This window comes from Microbacterium sp. zg.Y1084, from assembly GCF_024623595.1.
In the GTDB taxonomy this organism is placed as follows: domain Bacteria; phylum Actinomycetota; class Actinomycetes; order Actinomycetales; family Microbacteriaceae; genus Microbacterium; species Microbacterium wangruii.
On sequence record NZ_JANJGV010000001.1, the window covers coordinates 1 to 12,036 of the forward strand.

A 12,036-nucleotide genomic window follows, 5' to 3' on the forward strand; every position below is an offset into this window, starting at 1 on the left:
CGAGCGGAGCGAGACGAAACGCGCTCCCTCGCTCAACGACCCCACGGCGCAAACGCCTGACGCCGCCCCCGGCTTCGGGCGGGGCGGCGTCAGGTGGTGCGGTGACGGCTGGCGTCAGATGTTGATCATGTGGCCCGCGAGACCGTGGAAGGCCTCCTGCAGCGCCTCCGACAGCGTCGGGTGCGTGTGCACGTTGCGGGCGGCCTCGAGCGCGGTGAGGTCCCACTTCTGGGCGAGGGTCAGCTCGGGCAGCAGCTCCGACACGTCGGGGCCGATGAGGTGCCCGCCCAGCAGCTCCAGGTGCTCGGCGTCGGCGATGAGCTTGACGAAGCCGATGGGCTCGCCCAGGCCGTTGGCCTTGCCGTTGGCGCTGAAGGGGAACTTCGCGACCTTCACGTCGTAGCCGGCATCCCGTGCCTGCTGCTCGGTGAGACCGAACGACGCCACCTGCGGCGAGCAGAACGTCGCCCGCGGCATCATGCGGTAGTCGCCCAGCGTCTGGGTCTCGGCCTTCGCGATGGTCTCGGCGGCCACGACGCCCTGCGCCTCGGCCACGTGGGCCAGCTGCAGCTTCGCGGTCACGTCGCCGATGGCGTAGATGCCCTCGACGTTCGTGCGCATGTAGTCGTCGATCTCGATGGCGCCGCGGTCGGTGAGCTTGACCCCGGTGTTCTCCAGGCCGTAGCCCTCGACGTTGGCAGCGAAGCCGATCGACATCATGACCTTGTCGGCCTCGATCGATCCCTTCGCGCCGTCGGCGTTCGCGCTGTACGCGACGGTGACCTTCGAGCCGTCGTCGGTGACCGACTCCACCTTGGTGGAGGTGAGGATGTCGATGCCGTACTTCTTGTACTGCTTCTGGATCTCCTTCGAGACCTCGACGTCCTCGTTGGGGAGAGCCCGGTCGAGGAACTCGATGATGGTGACCTTCACGCCGTAGTTGCTCAGCACGAAGGCGAACTCCATGCCGATCGCGCCCGCGCCGACGATGACGATCGACTCCGGCAGGTCGCGGGTGAGGATCTGCTCCTCGTAGGTCACGACGTTCTTGCTCAGCTGCACGCCCGGCAGCAGGCGCACCTTCGAGCCGGTGGAGATGATCGCGTTGTCGAAGGTGACGCGCTCGGTGGAGCCGTCGGCCTTGGCCACGTCGATCGTGTGCGCGTCGGCGAACGTGCCGCGGCCCTCGTACTCGGTGACCTTGTTCTTCTTCATGAGGTAGTGGATGCCCTTGACGTGGGTATCCGCGACCTTGCGGCTGCGATCCCACGCGGTGCCGAAGTCGAAGCTCACGTCACCGGAGATGCCGAAGAGTTCGGCCTTGTGCAGGAAGGTGTGGGCGAGATCGGCGTTGCGCAGGAGAGCCTTGGAGGGGATGCAGCCCACGTTCAGGCACACACCGCCCCAGTACTTCTCTTCGATGATCGCGACGGACAGGCCGAGCTGTGCGCTGCGGACCGCTGCGACATACCCGCCGGGGCCCGCGCCGAGGATGACGACGTCGTAGTGAGGCATGCCTACCAGCCTAGTCCTCGTCGGCGGGGCGGACCCCGGGGGTGGTGGCATCGGGCTGGTGCTGACGGGTCCGCCGCGCGCGCGAGCCGAGCAGGTAGGCCACGGCCGCGATGACGGCGACGAGCAGGATGCCGCCGATCACCCAGGGCAGCACCGGCGCGGCGCCGTCATCCCCGGCGGGCACGGCGGTCGCCGTCGCGTCGTCGGTGGGTGCGGTGCTCGCTTCGGCCGTCGGGTCGGTCGTGGGGGATGCCGGTGCGGTGGTCTCCGGTGTGGCGACGGGGGAGGAGTCGTCCCCGGTCACCTCGAACGCGAACTCGCCGTCGATCGGGTGCCCGTCGCTGGAGACCACCTTCCACACGACGGTGACCGCACCGGTGGCCTCGCCCTGCAGCGCCTGGAGGACCTCGGTGCCGTCGACGACGGGGTCGCCGGCGGTGAGGTCCCCACCGGCGGCATCCGTCACGGTGACGAGGGTGGCGCCCGGCTCGTCGAGCGGGAAGTCGGAGAAGGTCAGCGTGACCTCGTCGGGAAGGGCTGCCACGGTGCTGCCGCCGGCAGGGTCGCTGGTCACCAGCTCGTCGTGTGCGGCCGCCGGTGCGGCCACCGCGAGCAGGCCCATGGCTGCAAGTGCCGCGGCAGAGGTGACGGCGGCCAGTCGGTTTCGGAACGGGGTGCGGGTGCGCGAAGACATCACCCCGCCGACCCTATCCGGGCCTGTCGCGGCGGGGACCGGGCTCCTAGCATGACGCCAGGCCGGCCTCCCGCCCGCCGACACCGACGAGAAGAGGTACGTGATGGACGTCAGGATGATGGATGCCATGTCCGAGGACATGATGACCGTGCCCGGTATGGACACGATGGACATGGGGCTGCTGCAGGCGTGCCTCGACGCGTGTGCCGCGTGCGAGCAGGCGTGCGCTGTCTGTTCGACGCAGATGATGGACTGCGCGCCCGCGTGCGCGAACTGCGCCGACATGTGCAACACGATGATGCGCGCCCTGCTGCGGATGCAGGGGCTCACCCCGGCATCCATGATGGCGATGCTCGACGCCTGCATCGCGATGTGTCAGACGTGCGAGGACATGTGCCTGCCGCACGCCGAGATGAGCGAGGTCTGCCGCATGTGCGCCCAGGCGTGCCGCGCCTGCATCGACGCCTGCCAGGCGCTGAAGGAGTCGATGGCCGTCTGAGCCCGCCCGCAGTCCGTCAGCTGCGCCCGACCGAGGCGCGGGCGTCGGATGCCGCGGGCAGCGGAGCGACGTTGAAGCGCCGAGGGCCGACGGCCAGCACGTGGTAGCGGCGGTGGACCGCGACCGGGGTGCCCGGCTCGACACGGCGCAGGCCGGAGGCGGCGCTCCACACACGCAGCTGCGCGCCGTCAGCCACGGCGCGCAGTTGCACCGTGCCCTCCTCGGCATCCACCCGTGTCACGATCGCGTCGGTCCACTCCAACGGCGTCGCCGAGGCAAGACGCGCCTGGATGAGATGCAGCGCGTGGCCGGGGGCGACGGTCGAGCACGCGTGGCCGAAGGCGCACATGCACGCCGGCTGCTCACGCACCGGGGCGGGCGGGCGGTGGCTGTCTGGCGTCGACACGGCATGGTCCTCTCGAACGGGTGCGGCCACGCTACGTCGGGGTGCGCGGCATCGCATCCGGCCGCGACACACGCCGAAACACGCCCATCGGCTCGCATTCGGGGGCTTTCCGCGCTGACGCGGCCCGCCGGCATCCACTAGGCTGGCCCAAAGGAGGAAGCGTGGAACACAACAGCCGTTCAGAGCACGGAAGCATTCACCGCGACGCGGCGGACGCTCACACGCCCGCGGGTGGATCGGACACCACGCAGACCTTCGGCCATGAGTCGGACCTGTCGTTCGTGCCTTTCGGCAGCGAACTGACGGCGGCGGAGCTCGAGGCCATTGCGGCCCTGCCGTCGCGTTCCGCGCTGCTGATGGTGCGTTCGGGACCCACTGCCGGCGCTCGCTACCTGCTCGACAACGACGTGGCGACGATCGGCCGTCACCCCGAGGCGGACATCTTCTTCGACGACGTGACCGTGTCGCGCCGTCACGCGGAGATCACGCGCACGGGCCTCGCGTTCGAGATCGTCGACCAGCGCTCGCTCAACGGCACCTACGTCAACGGGGAGCGTGTCGACCGCGCGCTGCTCACCGACGGCGCCGAGGTGCGCATCGGCAAGTTCCGTCTCAACTTCTTCATCTCCCCGGTCGACCGCGCGGCGAGCGCTTGATGGCGCAGGCCTCACCCCGCGGGCGCTCCACGCCGGCGGGTTATCTCAGCATCGGCCAGGTCCTCGCGAGACTGGCGCCCGAATTCCCGTCGCTGACCAGCAGCAAGCTGCGCTTCCTCGAGGTGCAGGGGATCGTCACCCCCACGCGCACCGAGTCCGGTTACCGCAAGTTCTCGCCCGCCGACCTGGAGCGGCTGCGTTTGGCGCTGTCGCTGCAGCGGGACCACTACATGCCGCTGCAGCGCATCCGCGAGGTGCTCGATCAGCGCGATGCCGGACAGGACATCGGCGCGCTGGTGCCGCAGTCGATCACCGCGACCCCCCGCCGGTACCGCCGCGATGAACTCATCGCTGCAGCGGGCGCGGCGCCCGCCCTGCTGGGCGACGCGATCACGGCCGGCCTGCTCCCGGGAGCGGACACCTACGACGAGCGTGCGCTGACGCTGCTGCGGGCCCTCGCCGGCCTGGCCGATCACGGCATCCAGCCGCGTCACGTGCGGTCGCTGCGCCAGAACGCCGAGCGGGACGTCGCGCTGGTCGAGACCGCGCTGGCGCCACTGCTGCGTCGCTCGGACACCAATGCCCGTGCCCGCGCGGGGGAGTTGGCGCCCGAGCTCGTGCGCCGGCTGGACGAGCTGCGCACGGCATTCGTGCTGACCGCGCTCGAGCGCATCACCCCGTAGCGCGACACGCCGCCGCCGACAGACGAATGTCATTGCCGGTGCCCCCTTGCTGATCTAGCGTGGAAGCACCGACCCGAACAGTGAGGAGGAGCGCATGACCGCGGACAAAGCCGCCGAGGGGCAGCAGTTCGTCGCCGACCTCCTGTTCACAGACGGGCTCCCGCAGATGGACGACGAAGCAGGCTATCGAGGAGCGCAGGCGGCACGCGCCGCCGGCATCACGTACCGTCAGCTCGACTACTGGGCACGCACCGAACTCGTGGTGCCGACCGTGCGTGGGGCCTCGGGATCGGGTTCGCAGCGCCTCTACGGCTTCCGCGACATCCTCGTGCTGAAGCTCGTCAAGCGCCTGCTCGACACCGGAATCTCGCTCCAGCAGATCCGCACCGCCGTGGATCAGCTGCGCGCCGCCGGCATCCGCGATCTCGCCGGGACCACGCTCATGAGCGATGGTGCTTCGGTGTACCTGTGCACGTCGAACGACGAGGTCATCGATCTCGTCAGCCGCGGGCAGGGCGTGTTCGGCATCGCCGTGGGCAAGGTTCTGCGCGAGGTCGAGTCGACGCTGGTCGACTTCGACGCGCAGTCTCCCGACTCGGTGGACGAGCTCGCCGCACACCGCGCCAAGCGCACCGCCTGACCCACGACCGGGTCGTCCCTCCGGGGAGCGACGATGCGCGACGGCGCGCCACCATCGTTGCCCGGCGTCTCTTTCACGCGCCGCCGCCATGCGGAGAACACGGCAGCAAAAACGTGCTTCGTGACGTCGAGGGGGTCGTCACAATGGCCGCAGAAATTCGTGATCAGACATGGCGAAATTCCCTTGCGCGATCCGGTCGCCACGCAGGACGCCGAATATCGACGCGGCATGCCGAACAACCACTCGACATGCGGAATACCCGCACGCGGGTATTCCGATCAGGCGCGGGCTTCGGCGGGGTCGGGAATGCGGCCGGTGCGGATGATCCGGTCCAGCAGCGCGTCGAAATCTGCTGCGAGCTCCTGCGCGGAGTCACCGGGCCAGATGTGCAGCGGCTTCGCGGCGCCCTGGGCCTGCTGCAGCGACGTGCGCTCCGGCAGCTGAGGCGACAGCACGAGCGGGCCGAACATGTCGCGCAGCTCCTTGATGCGGAACTGGTGCTCGATCGACTGCGGGCGCACGCGGTTCACGACGATGCCCAGCGGCTGCAGCCGCGGTGACAGTCCCCGTCGGATCTCCTCGATCGCCCGAAGCGCACGGTCGGCCGCGGCGACGGAGAACAGGCCGGGCTCGGTCACGACGACCACACGGTCGGATGCCGCCCATGCGGTGCGGGTCAGGGCGTTGAGCGACGGCGCGCAGTCGATCAGCACGAGGTCGTAGTCGGCCTCGATCGTCGCGAGCGCCTCTTCGAGCTTCCACACGTCGCGCACGCTCGGGTGCGGGCCGTCGAAGTTGATGGCGGAAGGGCTGCCGATCATCACGTCGATCGTGCCGGGGTGCGCCTTCGCCCATCCGCTGGAGGTGATCGCCTGACGGACGACCTTCTCCTTCGGGTTGGCCAGCACATCGGCGACGTTGAGACGGCCGGCGATCTGGATGTCCATCCCCGTCGAGACGTCGGACTGCGGGTCGAGGTCGACGACGAGGGTGCGGACACCGCGAGCGAACGCAGCGGATGCGAGCCCTAGCGTGACCGTCGTCTTGCCGACCCCGCCCTTGAGCGAACTGACGGAGAGTACGTGCACAGAGGTCTACGTTACCGTCCCCTAGGCTGAGTGCACACTCAGGCACTCCCGGCGTTCGGTGACGCACGCCCGGTCATCCCACGCGAGGTGAGCATGTTCCGAAAGATCCTGGTCGCGAACCGCGGCGAAATCGCCATCAGAGCGTTCCGAGCCGCGTTCGAACTCGGCGCCCGCACGGTCGCGGTGTTCCCTTACGAGGACCGCTACTCGCTCCACCGGCTGAAGGCAGACGAGGCCTACCGGATCGGCGAGGAGGGCCACCCGGTGCGCGCGTACCTCGACGTGGACGAGATCATCCGTGTGGCCACCGAGTGCGGCGCGGATGCCATCTACCCCGGCTACGGCTTCCTCTCGGAGAACCCCGATCTCGCCGCTCGCGCCGCCGAGGCGGGCATCACCTTCATCGGGCCTCCCGCCGAGGTCCTCGAGATGGCGGGCAACAAGGTCACCGCCAAGCACCACGCCGTCGCCGCGGGCGTTCCGGTGCTCCGCTCCACCGAAGCCTCCGCCGACGTCGATGAGCTCGTCGCCCAGGCCGCGGATATCGGCTTCCCGATCTTCGTCAAGGCGGTTGCCGGGGGCGGCGGCCGCGGCATGCGCCGGGTGGAGCGGCCCGAAGAACTGGCGCCCGCGCTGTCCGAGGCGATGCGCGAGGCCGAGAGCGCCTTCGGTGACGCCCGGGTGTTCCTCGAACAGGCCGTGCAGCGCCCGCGCCACGTCGAGGTGCAGATCCTCGCCGACAAGGCCGGACACACGGTGCACCTGTTCGAGCGGGACTGCTCGGTGCAGCGTCGCCATCAGAAGGTGATCGAGATCGCCCCCGCGCCGAACCTCGACGACGACGTGCGCGACGCGCTGCACCGCTACGCCATCGCGTTCGCGGAGTCGATCGGATACCAGAACGCCGGAACCGTGGAGTTCCTGCTGGAGACGGCCGGTCCGCGCGCCGGCGAGGTCGTCTTCATCGAGATGAATCCGCGCATCCAGGTGGAGCACACGGTGACCGAGGAGGTCACCGACGTCGACCTCGTGCAGGCGCAGATGCGCATCGCGGCGGGGGAGACCCTCGAGGACATGGGCCTGCGCCAGCAGGACATCCACCTGCGCGGCGCGGCCCTGCAGTGCCGCATCACCACGGAAGACCCCTCGCAGGGCTTCCGGCCGGACACCGGCAAGATCACCACCTACCGCTCGCCCGGTGGCGCCGGCATCCGTCTCGACGGCGGCACCACGGCCGCGGGTTCGCAGATCAGCCCGCACTTCGATTCGATGCTCGCCAAGCTCACCTGCCGTGGCCGTGACTTCGGGGCCGCCGTCCTGCGCTCCCGTCGTGCGCTGGCGGAGTTCCGCATCCGCGGCGTCTCCACCAACATCCCGTTCCTGCAGACCGTGCTCGAGGACCCGGCGTTCATCGCGGGCGATCTATCGACGGCGTTCATCGACGAGCGTCCGCACCTGGCGAAGGGCCGTGAGTCCAAGGATCGCGGCTCGAAGATCCTCGGCTGGCTCGCCGATGTCACCGTCAACCGGCCCAACGGTGCGAACCCGGTCACCGTCGACCCGGCATCCAAGCTGCCGGCGCTCGACCTCGCCACGCCCGCTCCCGCGGGCTCGCGCCAGCGTCTGCTGGAGCTCGGCCCCGCCGGTTTCGCGAAGTCGCTGCGTGATCAGACCTCCCTCGCCGTCACCGAGACGACGTTCCGCGACGCCCATCAGTCGCTGCTCGCGACGCGGGTGCGCACGAAGGACCTCGTCACCGTCGCGCCGTACGTCGCCCGCCTCACCCCGCAGCTGCTGTCGGTGGAGGCCTGGGGCGGCGCCACCTACGACGTGGCGCTGCGCTTCCTCGGCGAAGACCCCTGGGAGCGGCTCGACGCCCTCCGGGCGGCCCTGCCCAACATCGCGATCCAGATGCTGCTGCGCGGGCGCAACACCGTCGGCTACACCCCGTACCCCACGGCCGTCACCGACGCCTTCGTCCGCGAGGCCGCGGCATCCGGCGTGGACATTTTCCGCATCTTCGACGCGCTCAACGATGTGAGCCAGATGCGACCGGCCATCGACGCGGTGCTCGCCACCGACAGCGCCGTCGCCGAGGTGGCCCTCTGCTACACGGGCGACCTGCTCGACCCCGCCGAGAACCTCTACACCCTCGACTACTACCTGCGGCTGGCCGAGCAGATGGTGGATGCCGGCGCGCACGTCCTCGCCATCAAGGACATGGCCGGGCTGCTGCGTCCCGCCGCCGCCGCCCGTCTGGTCTCGGCGCTGCGCGAGCGGTTCGACCAGCCGGTGCACGTGCACACCCACGACACCGCGGGCGGTCAGCTCGCGACCCTGCTGGCCGCCAGCGCGGCCGGGGCGGATGCCGTGGACGCCGCGGCGGCGCCCATGTCGGGCACCACCAGCCAGCCGTCGCTGTCGGCCCTCGTTGCCGCCCTGGCGAACACCGAGCGCGACACGGGCCTCGATCTCTCCGCCGTCAGCGACCTCGAGCCCTACTGGGAGGCGGTCCGCGCCCTCTACCGCCCGTTCGAGTCGGGCCTTCCGGGACCCACCGGCCGCGTCTACCGGCACGAGATCCCGGGTGGGCAGCTGTCGAACCTGCGCCAGCAGGCCATCGCCCTGGGGCTTGCCGACGACTTCGAGCTCATCGAGGACATGTATGCGGCCGCCGATGCGATCCTCGGTCGGGTGCCGAAGGTGACCCCGTCGTCGAAGGTCGTGGGTGACCTGGCCCTGCACCTGGCGGCGGTCAAGGCCGATCCGGCCGACTTCGAGGCGAACCCGCAGAAGTACGACGTGCCCGATTCGGTCGTGGGCTTCATGGCGGGCGAGCTCGGCGACCTGCCCGGTGGCTGGCCGGAGCCGTTCCGCACCAAAGTCCTGCAGGGCCGCGAGATCAAGGTCGGCGCGGTGGATCTCGCCGACGCGGATGCCGCGGCACTCGACGCCGACGCCGCCACGCGCCGTCAGACGCTCAACCGGCTGCTGTTCCCCGCGCCCACCCGCGCGTTCCAGGAGGTGCGCGACACGTACGGCGACCTCAGCGCGCTCGACACCGTCGACTACCTGTACGGGCTGGCTTCGGGCACCGAGCACGTCGTGGAGATCGAGCGCGGCGTGCAGCTGTACGTCGGCCTCGAGGCGATCGGCGAGGCCGACGACAAGGGCATGCGCACGGTCATGACCACCCTCAACGGACAGCTGCGGCCGGTATTCGTCCGCGACCGTGCCATCGACGTCGCGGCCAGGCAGGCGGAGAAGGCCGACACCTCCAAGCCCGGACAGGTGGCAGCCCCCTTCTCGGGCGTCGTCACCGTCAAGGTGGCGGCGGGTGACACCGTCACGGCCGGCCAGCCGGTCGCCTCCATCGAGGCGATGAAGATGGAGGCCGCGATCACCTCGCCCGTCGACGGCGTGATCGAGCGCCTGGCCATCACGGGCACCGCCCAGGTGGAGGCCGGAGACCTTTTGGTCGTGGTCCGCCCCTCCGAGTAGCCTGAGGGGATGGGCGCTGGCCGCCCGAACCCTACTTGGAGTGAGCAGTGACGCCCGAGCGCAACGAACCCATGCACGACGACGAGGCCGAGAACGGCGTTCTCGCCGACGGTGCGAACCTGGATATGGCCGGCATCGGCATCCTCGGTGCCCCGACAGCGCAGGTCGATGTCGTGCTGCCGCAGCTGGCCGACGATGACGACGACGCGAACGACGAGGCCGTCGACGACAGCAGCTTCCCCGGTGAGGGATTCGTGCCCGTGCACTTCGGCACCGAAGGCGTCGAGGTCGTCGCGGCGGAAGACGTGACCGTCGACGATGAGACCGACGCGCACCCCGTCGTGAGCGGGTTGGCCGACGGCGAGGAGTTCGCCGAAGAGGTCGACGACACCGCTTCCCGCGACGGCGAGGCATCCGACGAAGACGGCGACGACGCCGACGCGGATGACGCCGACGCCGCTGCCGTGACGGACGACACTGCCGACGAGACCGAGGCGGCCGACGTCGAGGCAGTCGCCGCCGACGAGGCCGCCGCCGACGAGACGGGGGATGCCGCATCGCCGGCTGACGAGACGACGGCGACGGCGGCGGCCACGGGTGGGCTCGAAGCGGCGTCCGCCGCCTCTGCCCTCGCGGCGCAGCCCGCGACAGGATCCGTGCCGACGACCACCGGCAGCCTGCGCACGGCCACCGGTTCGCTCCGCACCGCGACCCAGGCGCCGTCGGCATCCACCCCGGCATCCGTCGCGCAGCCGAAGGCGCAGTCCGCCCTCGGCCCCGCCGGCGACTCCGCCGCCACGGACGACGACCTGCACCCGCGGCTGGCCGAGCGTCGCCGCTCCCGGACCGAGGAGCTCGCCCCGCGCCGACTGGGCGAGTTCGAGCAGGGCCGCGAGTCCGCCGATCTCCTCACCGCCGACCGTCTGCTCGATCCGCATCACGTGGTCAAGCCCGAGCCGGAGGGCGCCTGGCAGCACTTCGTCTACTCCATCTCCGGTCGTCGCATCAATCTCGGTGACGGCCGCCGCGCGCGTCGCCGCAAGGAACTGGACCGCCGGATCGCCGCCGGTCTCCAGGGCAGTGCGAAGTTCGTCCCCGTGATGTCGCGCAAGGGCGGTGTGGGCAAGACCACCATCACGACCCTGCTCGGCATGGCGCTGGCAGACGCGCGCGACGACCGCATCATCGCCGTCGACGCCAACCCCGACCGCGGCACCCTGGCCGAGCGCGTCGGCAACCTCAGCGGCAAGACGGTGCGCGACCTGGTGCGCCGCCGCGGCGAGATCTCCGGCTACCACGACCTGTCGACCATCGTCGCCCGTGACGAGACGCGCCTGGACGTGCTCGCCTCCGACACCGACCCCCACGTGTCCGAGGCGTTCAGCGACCGTGACTACCAGGCGGTCGCCGAGTTCGCAGCGCACTACTACTCGGTCGTCCTCACCGACACCGGCACCGGCATCGTGCACTCGGTCATGGAGTCGACCCTCGATCTCGCCGACGCGATCATCGTGGTGACCGGCCTGAGCGTCGACGAGGCGCGACTGGCATCCGAGACGCTGACGTGGCTGGAGTCCAACGGCCGCGCCGACCTCGCGCGCAATGCCGTCGTGGTGCTCAACGCCAGTCGTCCAGGCGCCCCCCTCGTGCGCCCGGAGGAGCTGGAGTCGCACTTCCGCACGCGCGTGCGCGCTGTCGTGCGCGTGCCCTACGACCCGCAGATCGCCGCAGGCAGCAAGATCTCGTTCCGCGAGCTGCAGCCCGAGACACGACAGGCATCGCGCGAGCTCGCCGCCATCGTCGTCGAGGGTCTGCGCGGCCTCACCTCCGCCGCCTGATGGCCGTCCGCGACATCCGCCTGTTCGGCGACCCCGTGCTGCGCAGCTCCTGCGCGCCCATCGGCGACATCGACGACGGCGTGCGGGCTCTCGTGAAGGATCTGCTGGACACCGTGGAACTGCCCGGCCGTGCCGGCGTCGCCGCGAATCAGATCGGCGTGGGCCTGCGGGCCTTCAGCTACAACATCGACGGCGACATCGGGTACGTCCTGAACCCGCGGCTCGTGGAGGTGTCGGGCGAACCGGTGCCGATGGGGGAGGGATGCCTCTCGGTGCCCGGCCTCTGGCACGACGCGATCCGCTACCCGCATGCGAAGGTCGTCGGCATCGACCTCGACGGGGACGAGGTCGTGCTCGAGGGTGACGGGCTGCTCGCGCAGGCGCTGCAGCACGAGACCGATCACCTCGACGGCAAGGTCTACCTCGAGCGGCTGACCCCCGAGGATCGCCGCATCGCGATGCGCGAGGTCCGCGAGTCGGCCTGGTTCTGACCCGCCGCGCGACCCCGAACGCTGA

The 12,036-nt window shown here is 70.3% G+C and carries 11 protein-coding genes; 7 read left to right on the forward strand and 4 right to left on the reverse strand.

All coding sequences use genetic code 11. The features are described from left to right. Nucleotides 1-114: 114 nt before the first annotated feature. Nucleotides 115-1,515: a dihydrolipoyl dehydrogenase gene (lpdA, locus tag NQ165_RS00005; protein WP_257530005.1), complete on the reverse strand. Its 1,401-nt coding sequence runs from the start codon at nt 1,513-1,515 to the stop codon at nt 115-117. Nucleotides 1,516-1,525: 10 nt separating this feature from the next. Beyond that, nucleotides 1,526-2,209, reverse strand: coding sequence for a copper resistance CopC family protein (locus NQ165_RS00010; RefSeq protein WP_257530007.1), 684 nt, complete (start codon nt 2,207-2,209; stop codon nt 1,526-1,528). Nucleotides 2,210-2,312: 103 nt separating this feature from the next. On the opposite strand from NQ165_RS00010, the gene NQ165_RS00015 reads away from it, so the two are divergent. Continuing rightward, on the forward strand, nt 2,313-2,708 hold the full coding sequence (locus tag NQ165_RS00015; protein ID WP_257530499.1) for a hypothetical protein: 396 nt from the start codon (nt 2,313-2,315) through the stop codon (nt 2,706-2,708). 16 nt (nt 2,709-2,724) lie between these two features. Here the strand turns inward: NQ165_RS00015 and NQ165_RS00020 are convergent, their stop codons facing one another. Further along, on the reverse strand, nt 2,725-3,114 hold the full coding sequence (locus NQ165_RS00020) for a hypothetical protein (RefSeq protein WP_257530009.1): 390 nt from the start codon (nt 3,112-3,114) through the stop codon (nt 2,725-2,727). A gap of 194 nt (nt 3,115-3,308) precedes the next feature. Here NQ165_RS00020 and NQ165_RS00025 point away from each other — a divergent pair, with 194 nt between their 5' ends. The 3 genes from NQ165_RS00025 to NQ165_RS00035 all read left to right on the forward strand — a co-directional run bounded on the left by NQ165_RS00025 (nt 3,309) and on the right by NQ165_RS00035 (nt 5,093). After that, nucleotides 3,309-3,770 carry an FHA domain-containing protein gene (locus tag NQ165_RS00025; protein WP_257530501.1) on the forward strand — a complete coding sequence of 154 codons (462 nt, stop codon included), beginning with the start codon at nt 3,309-3,311 and terminating at the stop codon, nt 3,768-3,770. Continuing rightward, complete coding sequence (locus NQ165_RS00030) at nt 3,770-4,453, forward strand: MerR family transcriptional regulator (RefSeq protein ID WP_257530011.1); 684 nt, start codon at nt 3,770-3,772, stop codon at nt 4,451-4,453. The genes NQ165_RS00025 and NQ165_RS00030 overlap by 1 nt, the downstream gene beginning before the upstream one ends. Before the next feature lie 94 nt (nt 4,454-4,547). Further along, nucleotides 4,548-5,093 carry a MerR family transcriptional regulator gene (locus tag NQ165_RS00035; RefSeq protein ID WP_257530013.1) on the forward strand — a complete coding sequence of 182 codons (546 nt, stop codon included), beginning with the start codon at nt 4,548-4,550 and terminating at the stop codon, nt 5,091-5,093. 278 nt (nt 5,094-5,371) lie between these two features. Here NQ165_RS00035 and NQ165_RS00040 read toward each other — a convergent pair whose 3' ends face one another. After that, a complete protein-coding gene (locus NQ165_RS00040) occupies nt 5,372-6,181 on the reverse strand; it encodes a ParA family protein (protein WP_257530015.1) in 810 nt (269 codons plus the stop codon). A 93-nt stretch (nt 6,182-6,274) separates the two neighbouring features. Here NQ165_RS00040 and NQ165_RS00045 point away from each other — a divergent pair, with 93 nt between their 5' ends. From NQ165_RS00045 to NQ165_RS00055, 3 genes are read left to right on the forward strand one after another with little or no spacing between them, the layout of a single operon-like run. Next, nucleotides 6,275-9,682, forward strand: coding sequence for a pyruvate carboxylase (locus NQ165_RS00045; RefSeq protein WP_257530017.1), 3,408 nt, complete (start codon nt 6,275-6,277; stop codon nt 9,680-9,682). 47 nt (nt 9,683-9,729) lie between these two features. Next, nucleotides 9,730-11,520 carry a MinD/ParA family protein gene (locus NQ165_RS00050; RefSeq protein ID WP_257530019.1) on the forward strand — a complete coding sequence of 597 codons (1,791 nt, stop codon included), beginning with the start codon at nt 9,730-9,732 and terminating at the stop codon, nt 11,518-11,520. Continuing rightward, nucleotides 11,520-12,011 (forward strand): peptide deformylase, encoded by a 492-nt coding sequence (locus tag NQ165_RS00055; protein ID WP_257530022.1) that lies wholly within the window; start codon nt 11,520-11,522, stop codon nt 12,009-12,011. Before NQ165_RS00050 ends, NQ165_RS00055 begins: the two co-directional genes overlap by 1 nt. The last annotated feature ends 25 nt before the right edge of the window (nt 12,012-12,036 follow it).

Coding starts and splice junctions, on each gene's coding strand:
- NQ165_RS00015 (WP_257530499.1), top strand. CDS start 2,313: ATGGACGTCAGGATGATGGATGCCATGTCCGAGGACATGATGACCGTG.
- NQ165_RS00045 (WP_257530017.1), top strand. CDS start 6,275: ATGTTCCGAAAGATCCTGGTCGCGAACCGCGGCGAAATCGCCATCAGA.
- NQ165_RS00010 (WP_257530007.1), bottom strand. CDS start 2,209: ATGTCTTCGCGCACCCGCACCCCGTTCCGAAACCGACTGGCCGCCGTC.
- NQ165_RS00035 (WP_257530013.1), top strand. CDS start 4,548: ATGACCGCGGACAAAGCCGCCGAGGGGCAGCAGTTCGTCGCCGACCTC.
- NQ165_RS00030 (WP_257530011.1), top strand. CDS start 3,770: ATGGCGCAGGCCTCACCCCGCGGGCGCTCCACGCCGGCGGGTTATCTC.
- lpdA (WP_257530005.1), bottom strand. CDS start 1,515: ATGCCTCACTACGACGTCGTCATCCTCGGCGCGGGCCCCGGCGGGTAT.
- NQ165_RS00055 (WP_257530022.1), top strand. CDS start 11,520: ATGGCCGTCCGCGACATCCGCCTGTTCGGCGACCCCGTGCTGCGCAGC.